Genomic DNA, 15459 nt, shown 5'->3' with positions numbered 1-15459 from the left:
GCACCCGCGGACCCAAGGGCGGAGCAGAACAGATGTCCGACCATCCGCTCCTGAACGACATCCGGTCCCCGCCTCACCGGCCGCCCTCGCCGCCTGCCGCCTCCGCCAGCACCCGCACGCCGAAGCTCGGGAACACCTCGGCCAGGGAGCGGGTGTCGGGCAGGACGTAGACCACGCCCTTGGTCTCGGCGAAGGTCGGATGGACCACCGCCTTGTAGAAGGCGGCGGCGACGTTGATGCAGCCGTAGGTGATGCGGTTGTCGTCCGGGCTGGGGGACTTCAGCCTCTGGGTTCGCCGCTCCTTGGGATTGCCGGTGGCCACCGGATGCAGGGAAATCGCCGTCGCGTAATCCACCCACAGGGTTCGGGCGCCGCCGAAGGCGGGGCCATAGGCGGCGACGAAGCGGCCGGCGGGCGTGGTCCGCTCTTCGGGCAGGATCTGCGACATCGGCCGGTCGCCGATGCCGGGCACGGAGTCGTCGCCGATCGCCTGGCCGATGAGCGCGGGGGTCGAGCCCAGCTCGGCGCCGTCGGTCCCATAGACCGAGACCACCGCCGCCGACTTGTCGACCACCACGAAGGGCAGGCCCGAGTTGTCGCCGGTCTCAATGATCCAGGCGGCCAGTCGCGCCGCCGTCGGCGACGGAGCCAAATAGGGGGTAACGACCGGCTCGGCCGCCCGCGTGCGCGGCGCGGCGTGCGGCGCGGTCGGCAGGGCCATAAGGCTGGCGGCCGCGGCAACAGCGGCCGCCTTGGCGGCGTACCCTAGGCTCATGGCGTCAGCCGCGCTCCGCATCGTCCAAGCTCCACGTCCTGCTGGCGAAGCGCGGCCTTATCATGGCGCCGCCTCAGTTGCGCGGGCGCCGTCCGGAAGCGGCGGCCGCCGCCTGCTGCTGCTCGATCGAATCCAGCCGCGGGGTCATCTGGTCGAGCCGTTGATTGGCGTTGCGGGCGTCGCCGGCTGCGGCCTGGGCGGCGGCGTTCGCGGCGTCGGCGCGCTGGGAGACGTCCTGCACCCGCGTCTCCACCGCGGAGATGCGGCCGTTCACGGCGGCGATCTGTTCGTCGACGTAATCTCGGGTGGCGCAGGCGCTGAGGCTGAGACCGCCGAGCACGAGCGCGGCGGCGGTGAGGATGGGCCCCGTGGGGCGGGCGACCAGACGCATGTTCACTCCCTTCATTGCTTTATGAGCCGGCTCGCGGGAGCGGAGCCGCAGCTAGCGCAAAGCTAGGCTGAGCAGGAAACCCCAAGCGCTGAAGGTTGTTCCGCCGACCGGTGATATGTGGGGTCTGGAACTTATGCCGGCGGGAGATCAGCCGCGCCGACGGGTTCGCGCGGGCTTACGGACGGCGGCGGCCTTCTCCACCTTGGCCGGTAAGGCGGGCAGTTCGGCCTCTGGGTCTTGTTCCAACAGGCGGGCGCACAGGATGACATCGCTTTTCACCGCCGCGAGGTCCTCGCGCGCCACCCAGGGGCGGGCGGCCAGTTCCACCCAGACCTCGCCCGCGCCCGTCAGCTCGACGACCGGCGCCGGCGTGCTGTCGACGCGCGGGTCGTCGTCCAGGCGTTGCCTGAGCCGAGCCTCGATGCGCTGGACGTCGGCGACCAGCGGCAGGCGCACGAGGACGTCGGCCCGGCGGCGGTCATGGAAGGTGTGGTTGACGATGACGTCGCCGAACAGCTTGCCGTTCGGAATCACCACCTTGAGGTTGTCGGGAGTGGCGAGTTCGGTGACGAAGAGGTCCAGCGCCTCGACGCGCCCAGTCCGGCCGGCGCTCTCGATCACGTCGCCGACCCGGTACGGCCGCAGCAACAGGATCATCACCCCGGCGGCGACGTTGGACAGCGCCCCTTGCAAGGCGAGGCCGACAGCGAGCGAGGCGGCGCCGAGGACGGCGATGATCGAGGTCGTCTTGACGCCGAGCTGCTGAAGCACCGCCACGAGGCCGACGACCAGGACGACGTTTCGGGTCATCGAGGCGGCGAAGGTCGCGAGCGTGACGTCGGCATCGCCGCGCCGGGCCTGCATTCGGGCAAGGGCGGCGCGCGCCAGCCGGCTGGCCCAACGCGAAGCCCAGATCGTCAGGGCAAGGGTGAGCGCCGCGACGGCGAGGTTGATCGCCAGATCACCGCCCGCGTCGATCAACTTGCTCCAGGCGAAACCGCGCGCGCCCGTGGCGGCCGCAACGGTGGGGAAGGCCTCGAAGATCGGCTCCATCGGTCTCTCGCGCGCTCCGCGGTCTATGGGATGCGGCGAGGCCTACGGGGCGAGCCCGGCCGGCGCAAGGCGTCAGGCCAGTTCCGTCCCGGCCCTGACCACCGACCCGACCGCCGCTTCGAGGGTTAGCTGGGTGAAGGGCTTGTGCATCACCAACACGTCGGCCGGGACTTCCTCCACATCGAAGTAGCCGGTCAGCAGGATCACCGGCAGCGGCCCGTGGGCGGCCCGCGCCTGCTGGACGAACTCGACCCCGTTCATGCCGGGCATGGCGAAGTCGACGAGCACGAGATCGATGTCGCCGCGGCGGGCCTTCAGGAACTCCAGGCCGGCGGCGGCGTCCGTGGTCTCGTGCACCGTGTGCCCAAGATCGCGCAACGCCGCGGCGGTGACCGAGCGCACGCCTGGCTCGTCGTCGACGACGAGGATGCGGGTCCGCAGGCCCGCCTCAACCGGCCGCTCGCCATGGCGGCTGGCCGTCAGGTTGAGCCCCTCGCGAGCGCGCGGCAGGTAGACCGCGACCTGCGTCCCCTGCCCCGGCTCGCTGTGGATCACCAGGCCACCCCCGGAGCGCTGGGCGAAGCCGTAGACCATTGGCAGCCCAAGCCCCGTGCCCTTGCCGACCGGCTTGGTGGTGAAGAACGGCTCGAGGATCCGGTCCATCACCTCCGGCGGTATGCCCTCGCCGCTGTCGGAGACGGTGAGGCGAACGTAATCGCCGGCGGCGAGTTCGCTGGTGGCGTCGTCCGTCCCGACGCTGGCGTTCTGCGCCTCGATCACCACGGCGCCGCCGCCCGGCATGGCGTCACGGGCGTTGATGGCGAGGTTCAGAACGGCGACCTCGAGCTGGTCGGCCTCGACGCAGGTCGCCCAGAGGCCGTCGGCGACGCGCCATTCGACCTGGACCCCGCCGCCCAGCGTGCGGGCGAGAAGTTCCCGGATCGCGATCAGGGCCTCGGCCGTGTCGACGATCACGGGCTGGGCCTCGGTGCGGCGGCTGAAGCCCAGCAGCCGCTGGGTCAGGGCCGCGCCGCGCTGGGCCGCAAGCGTGGCGTTGTCGAGATAGCGACGCAGCGCCTGCTCGTTGCCGAGCCGCTTCGACGCCAGTTCCAGACTGCCGACGATGGCGGTGAGCAAATTGTTGAAGTCATGCGCGACGCCGCCGGCCAGGGTGCCAAGCGCCCGCAGCTTGTCCGCCTGGCGCAGCTGCTGTTCGGCGAGGCGCTGCTCGGTGATGTCGCGCTCGATGACCACGAGCGCCTCGACCTCGCCGCCGCTTGCCGTCAGCGGCACATAGTCGAACTGCACCCAGGTGGAGCCGACGACGGCCGGGGTCTCGACGACCTCCTGAGCCGCCCGTCCGTCGGTAAGGGCGGAGCGCTCAGTCTCGCTCGGCGGCGGCCCGCCCAACTGCTCGGCCGTGCGGCCGGCGCACGCCGACGCGGCCAGCCCGAGCGCGGCGGCCTTCTGAGCATTGAGCTGGAGATAGCGACCTTCGCGGTCCTTGAAGGCGACGGCGTAGGGGACATTGTCCATCAGCCCGCGCAGCAGCGCCTGTTCCTGTCGGAGGGCGCGCCGCAGCTCCCGTTGCTCGCAAGCCCCGGCGACCATGGCCCTCAGGGCGTCCGGCTCCCAGGGCTTGGGCACATAGCCGACGATGCCGCCAGCGTTGAGCGCCGCCGTGACGGCCGACAGGTCGGCATAGCCGGTCAGCAGGATGGCGCCCGCGTCGGTCAGCTGGCGGGCCTTGGCCAGGAACACGTCGCCGGTCATGCCCGGCATCCGCTGGTCGGAGACGATCACCGAGACGTCCGGGTCGGCGGCCAGCTGCGCCAGGGCGGCGGCCGGCGAGCTGAAGGCCAACACCCGGTAGCGGTCTTCGAACAGGTCCTGGAGGGCGACGAGGATGTCAGCCTCGTCGTCCACCAGCATCAGTGTCGGAAGGACACTCATACGGCGCCTCCGTGGGTGGGAAGCTCAAGGGTGAAGCGGGCGCCGCCCAGCGGGCCGTCGTCCACCTCGATCGCGCCATCGTGCGCCCGGATCACCGAATAGGCGATGGCGAGTCCGAGGCCGGTGCCCGAGCCCACCGGCTTGGTGGTGAAGAACGGCTCGAAGATCCGGTCGCGCAGTTCCGTGGGGATGCCCGGACCGGAATCGGCGATCTCAATGACATAACGACCGGGCGCCTCGCGCGTCGCGATCTCGATGACGCCCTCCCCGCCCAGGGCGTCGGCGGCGTTCGAGACGATGTTCATCACCACCTGGTTGAGCAGGGCCGGCGAGCCGTGGAGGGCGGCGCCAGCTTCGAAACGGCGACGCACCTCGATCTCCTGCAATTTCGGCTTCAACAGGGCTAGCACCGTCTCGATGGCGTCCGGCACGTTCAGCAGCTGCTTCTCGGCCTCGTCGAGCCGCGAGAACTTGCGCAGGTTCAGCACCAGGGTCTGGATGCGTTGCAGCCCGAGCCGCATCGACTTCAGGCGATCGATCGCCTTTGACAGCCCTTCGGGCGACGCCTCGCCGCCGGCTGCGCCGACCAGCCGCTCGACCGTGTCCTGGTGGCCCAGGATGAAGGCCAGGGGGTTGTTGATCTCATGGGCGATACCGGCGACGAGCTCGCCGAGCGAGGCCATCTTGGCGGACTGTACGAGCTGCGCCTGCGCTTCCTTGAGCTGGCGGTTGGCGGCCTGCAGTTCGGCGTTGGCGCGGGTCAGCTCGTCGGCAGCGGCGGCGCGGGCCTCCGCGGCCTTGGCCTTGCGGCTCTCGTCGATCAGGGTCTTGCGGCGCAGCAGGGCGCGCAGGCGCACCCGCAGGACATCGTCGGTGTCGGCGCTGCGCGCCACCTCGTCGGCCCCGGCCTCGAACGCGGCGGCCAGGGCGGCGGGCTCGTCGGGGCCCGGACCGATGATCGTGATCTGGAACGGCAGCTTCTGGTGCTGCCGCATCCCGTCCAGCTGGCGGGCCAGGGCCAGGCCGTCGAGCGACGCCCCGGCGGCCGGCAAGACCACACAGTCGATCTCCTCGCCGATGGCGGCGAGGGCCTCCTCGGAAGACGTCGCCTCGTCGACCTCGTAGCCCTCCTGGTCGAGCAGGTGGCGCAGGCGCAGGCGTGCCGTCGGGCTGTCGTGGGCCAGCAGCACCCGCACCGGGCGGAACGATCGGCTGTCGGTGACGGTGCGCGCCTGTGGGCGCCGCAGCAGCGCGCGCAGCCGGGCCAGCATGACCTCGGTCTCGGCCGACTTCGGCAGGTAGGCGTCGACGCCGCTCTCCAGGCCCTGGCGTTCGACGTCGACTTCGCGGGCTCCGGTCAGCATCAGCACCGGCAGGGCGCGGGTCCGGCCGTTGAGGCGGATGTGCCGGGACAACTCCCGCCCGTCCATGCCGGGCAGGTGGAAGTCGGCGACGACCAGGTCCGGCAGGTCCCCGTTGAGCCGATCGAGCGCCGCCTCGGCGGTGGCCGACACCTCGACCGCATAGCCCTCCTGTTCGAGGACCGCCCGCAGGGCGACGGCCTGGGTTTCGGAGTCCTCGACGACCAGGATGCGGGCGGCCGCGCTCATGACCGCTTCCGCCGCTCGACCAGCTGGGCGATCCGGGTTCCGATGCCGTCGAGCGGCAGCACCTCGCGCGCGGCCCGCAGGCGGACCGCCGCCGCCGGCATGCCGTAGACGATGGCGCTGCTCTGATGTTCGGCGAGGGTGTAGCCGCCGGCCTTGCGCAGGTCGAGCAGGCCCTGGGCGCCGTCCTCCCCCATCCCGGTCAGCAGGACGCCGAGCGTCCGCGGGCCAGCGACCTCGGCCAGGGAGGAGAACAGCTCGTTGGCGGATGGCCGCTGGCTGGCGATCGGCGCCCCGGTGGTCAGACGCATGCGCCCGCCCGCCTCGATCCGAAGGTGTCGGTCGCCGGCGGCGACATAGACGCGGCCGGCCTCTGCGATCGCCGCATCCTCCGCGACGGACACCGGCAGCGGCGACAGCCCATCGAGCCAGCCGGCGAAGCCGTCCATGAAACTGGCGCCCATGTGCTGGACCACGAACACCGCCGCGTCGAAACCGGCGGGCAGCGCCTCCAGCACCTTGGCCAACGCCGGCGGACCGCCCGTCGAGGCAGCCAGGGCGACGAAGGCCGCGCCCTGGAAGGCGGCTCCCGCCTTCGGCGGCGGCGGTGGGGCGACGGTCGGCGCGGCCCCGAAGTTGCGCCGCCGGATGACCGGCACCGCGCTCATGATGAAGAGCTGCGTCGTGATGGTGTCGGCGATCCGCTCATAGGCGGCGGAGGCGACGCCGACCGGCTTTTCGACCACGCTCAGCGCTCCGGCGCGCAAGGCGTTCATCGAGATCCTCAGCGAGGCGTCCTCGACGGCGTCGGCGATCACCACGATGGGCGTCGGGTGCTCGGTCATGATCCGGCGGGTCGCCTCCAGCCCGTCGATGCCGGGCAGGCGGATATCCATGGAGATGACGTCCGGCTTCACCCGGCCGATCTCCTCCAGCGCTTCCTCGGCCGAGGCCACGGCGGCGGCGACCGTAAAACGAGGGTCGCGGCTGATGATGTGCGTCAGGAGCTGACGCACCACCAGCGAGTCCTCGACGATCATGACGCGCACGCGGCGCTCGGTACTCTTCACAAAATGCGTCCGATGGTGGCCAGGAGTTCGCGCTGATCGAACTTCTGTTTGGTGATGTAGGCCTCGGCCCCGAGCTCCATCCCACGGGTGACGTCGGCGGCGGCGTCACGCGAGGTCATCAGGATGACCGGCAGGGCGGAGAGACCGGCGTCGGCCTTGATTGCCTGGAGGAGTGCGAAGCCATCCATGCGCGGCATCTCGATGTCGGCGACGACGAGATCGATGACCGCCTCGCCGGCGCGGAGCATCTGCAGGGCGTCGACGCCGTCCACGGCCAGCAGGACGCGATAGCCCTGCGCCTCGAGGATCGACTTCTCGAGGGTCCGGGTGGTGATGGAATCGTCGACCACCAGGACGGTCCGGGAGCGCGGCGCGTCAGCGGGCGGGGCGGCGAGCCCGAGGCCCGCGGCGGCCAGCCGGCGCTCATCACGCAGCCAGCGGTCGAGGAGGCCGTCGGGATTCAGCGCCACCACCGGCGTGTCGTCTTCCAGCAGGCCCGCGCCCAGCGCCAGCGACGGGTCGACGCCGACCGCCTCGACGGCCTCGATGGCCATCTCCCGCACCTCGATCAGGGTGTCGACGGCGAAGGCGGCGTGCCGGTCGTCCCGCGTCAGGAGAAGGGCGTTGATCCGCCCCTCCGCGGTCGAGATCTCAGTCGCCCGGGAGCCGAGTATCGCGCCGAGAGCCACCACGGAGACGACCAGTTCGCGCCCGTCCAGCTCGATGCGGGCGACCGGCGCGCCGTCGATGGATTCCAGTCGCTGTGGGTCGAGCCGCAGAAGGCGCACGACTCCGAACCCCGGCACGCCGTAGAGCGCCCCGGCGACCTCAACCAGCACCACGGTCTGACGGGCCGTGGACAGCGGCGCAGAGATGACCGCCTCGGCGCCGTAGGGCCGCCGCGGCGCCAGCCGCGCGCTGCCGCCAAGGCTGCGAACCGCTTGCTGCACCACCGACAGGCCCATACCTCGGCCGGACAGCCGGTCGACCGCCCCCGCCGACGAGACACCATGCTCGAAAGCCAGAGCGAGGATTTCCTCCGGCGACGGCGGAAGCACATCGGGACCGGGCGGCGGCAGCAGGCCGGCGCGCCGGGCGGCCGCTTCGATCCGCGTGAGGTCCGGCCCCGGGCCATCGTCGTAGACCCGCGCCTGCAACCGCCCGCCGCGGGCGCTGAGTTCGAGGCCGACGAGACGGTGTTCCGGCTTGCCCGCCGCGCGGCGAGCGTCCGGGGTTTCGGCCCCGTGGCTGACGGCGTTGCGCAGGAGGTGGATCAGCGGGTCGCGCAGGGCCTGCAGCACCCGCCGCTCGGCCCGCACCTGCAGGCCGTCGATCCGCACGTCGACGTCGACCCCGGCCTCGCGCGCCAGTTCGCGGACCATGCGACCGAGATCACCCAGCACGCTGTCGGCCGACGCCAGGGCGATAACGTCCACCTGCTCGCGCAGGGCCTCGACCCCGGCTTCCAGGCCCCAACTCACCCGGGCCTGGGTGCGAGCCAGGGCCGCGAGGTCGCGGGAGATCGCCTTCAACCCCTGATCCAATTCTCGCGCCCGGCTTCCGGCCCGGCCGGCGATGCCGACGCCGAGCTCGGCCCACAGCTGCACTAGCCGACGGGCGTCGCGCTGAAGGCGGCGCAGCTCCGCCGGTGTGGCCTGTTCGGCCCGGACGTCGCGCGCCAGCTGGTGGGCGGAATGAGACAGGTCGCGCAAAGCCTGGTTGTCCACCCGGACGAACTCGACGCTGCGTTCCGCCGCAGGCTCGGTTCCCGCTTCGGCCTGGACAGGCGCCGCGGCCGGTTCTGGCGCGGCGTGGGCCAAGGCCTCAATCCGGTCGAGGGTCTGGTGGATTGCATCGAGGGTCGGCCGGTCGAGGGCGGTGGCGCCGTCCTGCACCGCGGCGAACAGGTCCTCCAGGCCGTGAGCCAAGGCCTCGATCTGCGGCAGGTCGACGGCGCGCGCCGCGCCCTTCAGGCTGTGGGCCCGCCGGAACATCTCGCGCAGGTCCGTGGTCTCAGGGCTCTCGAGGCCACGGCGGATGGCTTCGAGATGTTCCCGATGCTCGGCCTCGAACGCGGCCAGCAGCTGTGCACGGATGTCGACCAAGGCCCGGCTTTCAGGTGCGGTAGCGGTCGGCCACCGACAGCAGCTGCTGCGACAGGCGCGTCAGATTGCCGGCGGCGTCATCCAGCTGGCGGGTGCCGGCGGCGGTCTGCTGGCTGGCTTGGCGGATGTTCTGCAGGGCGCTCATCACCTGCTCGATGCCGAGCTGCTGCTGATTGGTCGAGGCGACGATCTGCTGGAAGGTCTGGACGCTCTCCTGCACCCGGCCGGTGATCTCGGTGATCGTGCGCTGGGTGGTGTCGGTTCGCTCCTTGCCGGCGGCGACCCGCTTGACCGCTTCTTCCGTCAGCATGACCGAAGCGTTGATGCCGCGCTGGATGTCCCCGAGGATCGAACGGACCTGGCTGGTGGCGTCCTTTGCCTGGTCGGCCAGCATCTTCATCTCCGACGCGACCACCGAGAAGCTGCGGCCGTTCTCGCCGGCCGCAGCCGCCTCGATGGCGGCGTTCAGGGCCAGCAGGTGGGACCGTTCTGAGATGTCGTTGACGGTGGCGATGATGTCGCCGATCGCCTGGGTCTTCTCGCTGAGGGCGACGATGTTCTCGGCCACCGCCTCGGCCTGTTCGCGGATGGCGTCCATGGCCCGGGTGGTCTCGTCGACGGCGCGCAGGCCGTCGGTGCTGGTCTGGGCCGTCGCCTGGGCCGAGGCGATCACCTCCTGTGCGCGCTTGCTGATCTGGGCGCCGGAATGGGTGATCTCGTCGACGGTGGCGGCGGTCTCCTGGACGGCGGCCAGCTGTTCCTCGACGCCCGCCGCCTGCTCCTGGGTCGAGGCGCGGATTTCGGCGGTGGCGGCGTTGAGATTTTCGGTCGCCTCGCGGCTTTGGCGCGCGATGGACTTCAGGCCCTCGACCATCTCGTTGAGGGTCACCCCCAGCTGCCCGAGCTCGTCCTTGCCGGTGCTGGCGGGCTGGCCGGCGAGGTCGCCACGGCCGACCCGCTGCACGAAGGCCATGAAACCGTTCAGCGGCCCGACGATCGAGTTGCGCACGGCGTACGCGACGCCGGCCGCGACGATGACGGCGACGATCAGGCCGCCGATCGTCATGTTGCGGGCCGTCGTATAGACCTCGTCGGCGCGGATGCGGCCCGCCTGGATAAGCTCGTCGAGGGCCGCGTCGACGGTTTCGATCCCGCGGTTGAACTCCAGGCGGCGCTGCGCCAGCTGCTGCTGAGCCTGGGCGACCATCGCCTGATCACCGGTGCGGACGCCGGTGAACAGGGTCTCGGTGGCGGCGCGGCCCTGGCGCGAGGCCTCCGTGGTGCGCGTGAGCTCGGCCTCGATTCTTCGCCAGCCGGCCGCCCGTTCCGCCGAAACCGAGCTTTCCGAGTACTCCCGCGCCGCCTGGCGCGCGGCGGTGAAGGCCGCGTCAAGTTCGGCGCTCTTGGACCGCCACGCGGCGACCGCGGCATCGCTGTCAGTGCGCGTACCGGCGTTGGTCAGATAGCCGGTGAGCACCGTATCGCTGGCCGCGCGCATCTCGTTCGCCACCTGGCGCACGACGCCCATCTGGCGGACGACGGCGATGTCGCGGGTGACAATGGTCGTCGTCGTGTTCCGGACCTCGGCGATCTGTTGCAGGCCGAAGAGGCCGACGAGGACCATCAGGCCCATAGCGGCCGCAAAGCCCAGGAGAATGCGGTTGGCGATGCTCACGGGGCTTGGGCTCCATGCGTGGGGTTGGCGAGGAGGTCGGTCGGCGACAGTCGGACCAGGACCTTGTCGTGGTGTTCGCCGCCGACGATACGAAGGCGGTCGGGATCGGCAGTGTCGAGGGGCTCGACCTCGGCGGCTTCGGGCAAGGTGTCGAGCCGGAGCGCCGCCCGGTGCGGTGAGGCGAGCAGGACCAGCCAGCCGGATGCGGCCGCCGGCGCGCCGGCGCCCAGGAGGCTCGCAAGGTCGAGAACGGGACGGATGGCGCCGCCGTCGGCTACCAGGCCCATGGCCGCCGCCGACCTGGCGGGCGCGGCGCCGCGGCGTTGGAACGGCGCGATGCGGCGCACTTCGGTCAGGGACAGGCCATAAAGGTTCGGACCGACCTCGCAGACAAGCATCCGCTCGCGTGGCGCGCTCTGGGTCTCCAGTCCCCGTTGGGCCAGCCGGGACGCCCGGTCCGTCAGCACCGCGCGGCGCTGGGCCGTCGACAGGGTCGCGATCACGCCCTGGCCGCGCTGCGCCGGGCCGCCCTTCGTCGCCGTGTTCGCCATTATGTCGCCCCCGCGTGCGTCTCGAGCTGGACGCGCGCCAACTCCCGCAAGTCGCCTGCGGTTAATCCCGCCCCTTCGCGCAAACGCATGTCTGCGGCCAAGGTTCCCGAAATCTGGGCGGCGGCGGCGATCGCTTTGCGGCCTTCTTCGCGGCGGCCGCGCGCCAGACGCACCAGGCCGAGGTGGTAGAGCGCCAGGACGAAATCGCGGTCGAGATAGACCGCTCGCCGCAACGCGTCCTCCGCCGCCGCCGGCCGGCCGAGGGCCTGTTCAACGAGGCCGGCGTAAAAGTGCAGCGTCGGATCATCGGGCCGGATGCGCAAAGCCGCGCGACAGGCGAGTTCGGCGCCCGCGAAGTCGCCGACATCGGCGCGCCGACGGACCTCGTCCGCCAGATCCGCCGCAGGCGGGCTCTCGGCGCTGATTGGCGCAGGCGACGCCGGGGGCGGGCGGGGCGGCGAAAGGACGGACGGCTTCAGCGCCAGCGGCGGCGGAATGATCAGTTCGGCGGCGGGCTCCGGCAGCGGCGCCCAAGGCTCCGGTCGCGGCGCGTTGGGCTCCACTGTCCCGGGCGGGCGGTAGGCGACCGTGCCCGGCAGGCTGACGGCGTCGGCGAAGCGGCCGAACTCGGGGTTGGGCTCGGCGTGGCCGACCAGCAACCAGCCGTGCGGTCGCAGTCGTCGGACCAGGGCGCCGGCCACCTCCGCCACCTGCTGCGGGTGGAAATAGATCAGCACGTTGCGGCAGAGGATCAGGTCGAAGTCGACCAGTTCCAGCGGCGGCGCCGGCCCGAGAAGGTCGAGGAGATTGCCGCGCTGGAACCGGACCCGGCTGCGATGCTCGGGCCGGACCACCCAACGCTCCCCCTCGCGATGGAACCACGCATCGCATTGCTCGGCGCTGAGCGAGCGCAGGGCCCAGTGGCTGAAGCGGGCGTCACGCGCCGCCGCCAGGAACGCCTCGTTTATGTCGGTGCCGAGGATGGAGATCGACCAGCTGTCGAACGCCTCGCCGAGCATTTCGCGCAACAGGATGGCGAGGGAGTACGGCTCGGCGCCCGTGGCGCAGCCGGCGCTCCAGATCCGCAGGCGCCTAGTCTCGCGGGCCGCCTTGAGGATGGCGGGCAGGATGGTCGTCCGCAGCGCCTGGAACTGTTCGCGATAGCGGAAGAAATAGGTCTCCCCGATGGTCAGTTCGCTCTCGAGCGCCGCCCATTCGCCGGCCCCCTGCTGGGCGTCGTCCAGGCGGCCGAGGTAGGCCTCGAGGCTGCTCGCCCCGACGGCGGCGACGCGCCTGCGGACGCGCTCCCAGAGCACATCGTCCTTGTCCTGGTAGTAGAAGTGGCCGGTGCGGGCGATGACCTGCCGCTTGAGACGGTCGAAGGCCTCGCCCACCGGGCGGGCGATCTGCGGCGGACGCGTCGGCGAGCGCCCCGGCTGGCGGGTCAAGCCGGGGCCTGGTCGAGGTCGCGCAGGCGCGCTTCGACCGCGGCGGCGAGATCCTCGATGCGGGCTCGCTCCTCCATCAGCAGCAGCCGGCCCCAGTCCAGCAGGGGCACGAGGCGGTCGTCGACGGTCAGGTTGCCTATGACCGCGCCGTTCACGCTCTGGGCGGCGTCAAGGGGGGCGACCCCGTGCGCGGTGGCGTCGACGTCGGTGACACGCTCGACGAGCAGGCCAATGGCCGGCCCGCCGTCGGCCAGCGCCAGCCGCAGGACGTGATGGTAGAGGCTGTCGCCCGCCTCCGCCCCGCCGAACAGGGCCGAAAGGCTGATGACCGCCAACGGACGGCCGCCGACGTTCATGAAGCCCGCCAGCGCCGTAGGCGATCCCGGCGGGCGGTCGAGCGGAGCGGTCGGGAGAACGTCGCGCACGCCGGCGGCGGAGATCGCCAGTTCCTGGCCGGAAGACTGAAACAGGACGTAGCGGGCGGCCGGAGCGCTCATGCGCGACCTTGAACACATCGCGCGCCGAACGCCAAGCTGGGCCGGCGGGTCAGCTTTCGTCGGAGTGACGGACCGGCGCCGTCCCGGCGCCGGTGATGGCCCGCAGCTTCAACCCGAGCTCGCGTTGCAGGAAGGGCTTGGCCAGGCGCGGCAGATCCGGCGGCAGGCGCTCCACGTCGGCATAGCCTGAGACGATCAGCACCGGCATGGCGAGCCCGCGGTTGCGCATCGCCTGGATCAGCTCGGCGCCCGTGACCCCGGGCATCAGGTGATCGGTCACCACCACGTCGGGCCGCAGGCCGCCGTCGAGCAGGCTCAAGGCCTCCCGGCCGCCGCTGGCCTCGACCACGGAATAGCCAAGGTCGGCAAGCATCGCCGCCGTCGTCAGTCGGACTTCCGCATCGTCGTCGACCAGCAGAAGCACCCCTTCCCCGTCAGGCGGCGACACGGCCTCGAGTTCGGCCGCGGCCGCGGCTGCCTCCGGCTTGGCTTCCGGCAGCCAGATCTCAACGGTCGTACCGACGCCGACGTGGCTGGAGATCCGCAGGGCGCCGCCGAGCTGGGCGACGAGGCCGTGCGCCATGGAGAGCCCAAGCCCGGTGCCCTTTCCCACGCCCTTGGTGGAGAAGAACGGCTCGATGGCGCGCGCCAGCGTCTGATCGTCCATCCCGGCCCCGGTGTCCGTCACCGACAAGCAGACGTAGCGGTCCGGCGCAAGGTCGGGCGCGGCCTCGACGACGTCGACCTCGCGAGCCGACAGGGTCAGGGAACCGCCGTCCGGCATGGCGTCGCGGGCGTTTACCGCCAGGTTGAGCAGCGCCATCTCCAGCTGGTTCTGGTCGCCGCGCACCTTCGGCAGGTCGGGCTGGACGTCGAGGCCGATGCGGATCCGGGGGCCCAACGTGCTGCCGATCAGTTCCGACATGCTGGCCACCAGCTCGGCGACATCGAGCGGCCGCGGCTGCAGCGGCTGCCGGCGGGCGAAAGCGAGCAGCCGCTGGACCAGCACCCGGGCCCGTTCGGCGGACTGCGCTGCGCCCTCCAGCAGCCGCGCGTCCCGCTCATCCAGGGTGGCGCGGCGCTTGAGCATGTCGAGACTGCCGACGATGGGGGTCAGCAGGTTGTTGAAGTCGTGGGCCACGCCGCCCGTCAGCTGGCCGATGGCGTCCATCTTCTGCGATTGGCGCAGCGCCTCCTGGGCGCGCTGGAGCTCGGCGGCGGCGTCGCGCTCGGCCGTGACGTCGCGGGCGACGCAGTAGTTGAAGCCCTCGAACGGCACCGCCATCCAGGCGAACCAGCGATAGGACCCGTCACGGGCGCGGAACCGGTTCTCGAAGCCGGTGACGACTTCCCCGCGGGCCAGTCGCTCGTCCTGTTTGCGGGTCTTGCGGCGGTCCTGCGGATGCTCCATCCACTCCGACGTGCGGCCGACCAGCTCCTCCTCGGTCCAGCCCAGGATCTCAGTCCACGCCGGGCTGACCCGTAGCCAGCGGCCGGTGGAATCGGCGACCAGGAACGGGTCTCGCGACAGCCGCCAGATCTGGTCGAGTTCGCGGGTCCGGGCGTCGACCTCTTGCGAAAGCACGACGTTGGCGCGTTCCAGCGCCGCCTCGTGCCCCCTCAGGACCGTGACGTCGAGGTTGACCCCGACCACGCGCGTGACGCGGCCGTCGGGGCCGGCGATTGGCGCCGCGTGGGTCCGCAGCCAGCGTAGCTCCTTCTCGGGGCCGAGCAGCACGCGGATGTCGGCGGTGAACGGCTCCGGCGAACTGTCCAGGGCCTTCGCGCGCTCGGCGACCTCTGCCCGATCGTCGGGATGGATCAGGCTGTTCCACAGGTCGGTCAGATCGGCGCCCGGCGGCCGCGGCGCGATGCGCACGAGCTCGAAGAATTCGGGCGACCAGCTCGCGACCCCGGTCCGCAGGTCCCATTCCCACGTGCCGGCGCTGGCGGCGCGAAGCGCCAGGCTGAGCCGCGCCTGAGCCTCGGCCAGGGCGTCCTCCCGCGATTTCAGCAGGTCGAGGGCGCCATCGAAGGCGCCGATCAGTTCGGCGATCTCCAGCGGCGCGCCGCGAACCTCGGCCTTGAACCCGCCGCCTTCGCGCCAGGCCCGGGCCGCCAGCGCCAGCTGACGGATCGGCCGCTCAATCTTGGTCGCTTCAAGCACCGCCGCGAGGACGCCGAACGACAGCAGCACCAGCGCCAGGGCCGTTCCGACCATGGCCGGCTGCGACGCCGCGACCGAGAATTCGGAGCGCGGCACGCCGACGACCACCGTCCAGCGGCTGTTCGGCAGCTGGCTGAACGCCGACATGGTTTTCACCCCGTCGAGCG

12 protein-coding genes are annotated in these 15459 nt (G+C 71.5%); all 12 read right to left on the bottom strand.

Features of this window, described 5'->3' with window-relative positions; all coding sequences use genetic code 11:
• Window positions 1-73 precede the first annotated feature (73 nt).
• On the bottom strand, window positions 74-796 hold the full coding sequence (locus tag ACILRF_RS00365; protein WP_395670272.1) for a L,D-transpeptidase: 723 nt from the start codon (window positions 794-796) through the stop codon (window positions 74-76).
• A 52-nt stretch (window positions 797-848) separates the two neighbouring features.
• Window positions 849-1166: a hypothetical protein gene (locus ACILRF_RS00360; protein ID WP_395670271.1), complete on the bottom strand. Its 318-nt coding sequence runs from the start codon at window positions 1164-1166 to the stop codon at window positions 849-851.
• 147 nt (window positions 1167-1313) lie between these two features.
• Window positions 1314-2219, bottom strand: a complete 906-nt coding sequence (locus tag ACILRF_RS00355; RefSeq protein WP_395670270.1) for a mechanosensitive ion channel family protein — start codon at window positions 2217-2219, stop codon at window positions 1314-1316.
• A gap of 72 nt (window positions 2220-2291) precedes the next feature.
• A complete protein-coding gene (locus ACILRF_RS00350) occupies window positions 2292-4172 on the bottom strand; it encodes a response regulator (protein ID WP_395670269.1) in 1881 nt (626 codons plus the stop codon).
• Window positions 4169-5782 (bottom strand): response regulator, encoded by a 1614-nt coding sequence (locus ACILRF_RS00345; RefSeq protein WP_395670268.1) that lies wholly within the window; start codon window positions 5780-5782, stop codon window positions 4169-4171. The genes ACILRF_RS00350 and ACILRF_RS00345 overlap by 4 nt, the downstream gene beginning before the upstream one ends.
• Complete coding sequence (gene cheB, locus ACILRF_RS00340) at window positions 5779-6819, bottom strand: chemotaxis-specific protein-glutamate methyltransferase CheB (RefSeq protein ID WP_395670315.1); 1041 nt, start codon at window positions 6817-6819, stop codon at window positions 5779-5781. Before cheB ends, ACILRF_RS00345 begins: the two co-directional genes overlap by 4 nt.
• 26 nt (window positions 6820-6845) lie before the next feature.
• Window positions 6846-8954, bottom strand: a complete 2109-nt coding sequence (locus tag ACILRF_RS00335; protein ID WP_395670267.1) for a response regulator — start codon at window positions 8952-8954, stop codon at window positions 6846-6848.
• Window positions 8955-8964: 10 nt separating this feature from the next.
• Window positions 8965-10629, bottom strand: a complete 1665-nt coding sequence (locus ACILRF_RS00330) for a methyl-accepting chemotaxis protein (protein WP_395670266.1) — start codon at window positions 10627-10629, stop codon at window positions 8965-8967.
• Window positions 10626-11180, bottom strand: coding sequence for a chemotaxis protein CheW (locus tag ACILRF_RS00325; protein WP_395670265.1), 555 nt, complete (start codon window positions 11178-11180; stop codon window positions 10626-10628). The genes ACILRF_RS00330 and ACILRF_RS00325 overlap by 4 nt, the downstream gene beginning before the upstream one ends.
• A complete protein-coding gene (locus ACILRF_RS00320; protein ID WP_395670264.1) occupies window positions 11180-12628 on the bottom strand; it encodes a CheR family methyltransferase in 1449 nt (482 codons plus the stop codon). The genes ACILRF_RS00325 and ACILRF_RS00320 overlap by 1 nt, the downstream gene beginning before the upstream one ends.
• Complete coding sequence (locus ACILRF_RS00315; RefSeq protein ID WP_395670263.1) at window positions 12625-13125, bottom strand: chemotaxis protein CheW; 501 nt, start codon at window positions 13123-13125, stop codon at window positions 12625-12627. The genes ACILRF_RS00320 and ACILRF_RS00315 overlap by 4 nt, the downstream gene beginning before the upstream one ends.
• A gap of 49 nt (window positions 13126-13174) precedes the next feature.
• The coding region (locus tag ACILRF_RS00310) for a PAS domain-containing protein (protein ID WP_395670262.1) at window positions 13175-15459 on the bottom strand (2285 nt) is incomplete at its 5' end.

Source organism: Phenylobacterium sp., assembly GCF_044236515.1.
In the GTDB taxonomy this organism is placed as follows: domain Bacteria; phylum Pseudomonadota; class Alphaproteobacteria; order Caulobacterales; family Caulobacteraceae; genus Phenylobacterium.
The sequence above is the reverse complement of the archived record's forward strand: the minus strand, read 5'-3'. Positions and strand labels throughout refer to the sequence as shown.

What these genes read in the sequence shown, in the direction of transcription:
- cheB (WP_395670315.1), bottom strand. Translation starts at nt 6,819, where the DNA reads ATGATCGTCGAGGACTCGCTGGTGGTGCGTCAGCTCCTGACGCACATC.
- ACILRF_RS00315 (WP_395670263.1), bottom strand. Translation starts at nt 13,125, where the DNA reads ATGAGCGCTCCGGCCGCCCGCTACGTCCTGTTTCAGTCTTCCGGCCAG.
- ACILRF_RS00345 (WP_395670268.1), bottom strand. Translation starts at nt 5,782, where the DNA reads ATGAGCGCGGCCGCCCGCATCCTGGTCGTCGAGGACTCCGAAACCCAG.
- ACILRF_RS00350 (WP_395670269.1), bottom strand. Translation starts at nt 4,172, where the DNA reads ATGAGTGTCCTTCCGACACTGATGCTGGTGGACGACGAGGCTGACATC.
- ACILRF_RS00325 (WP_395670265.1), bottom strand. Translation starts at nt 11,180, where the DNA reads ATGGCGAACACGGCGACGAAGGGCGGCCCGGCGCAGCGCGGCCAGGGC.
- ACILRF_RS00355 (WP_395670270.1), bottom strand. Translation starts at nt 2,219, where the DNA reads ATGGAGCCGATCTTCGAGGCCTTCCCCACCGTTGCGGCCGCCACGGGC.
- ACILRF_RS00365 (WP_395670272.1), bottom strand. Translation starts at nt 796, where the DNA reads ATGCGGAGCGCGGCTGACGCCATGAGCCTAGGGTACGCCGCCAAGGCG.
- ACILRF_RS00360 (WP_395670271.1), bottom strand. Translation starts at nt 1,166, where the DNA reads ATGCGTCTGGTCGCCCGCCCCACGGGGCCCATCCTCACCGCCGCCGCG.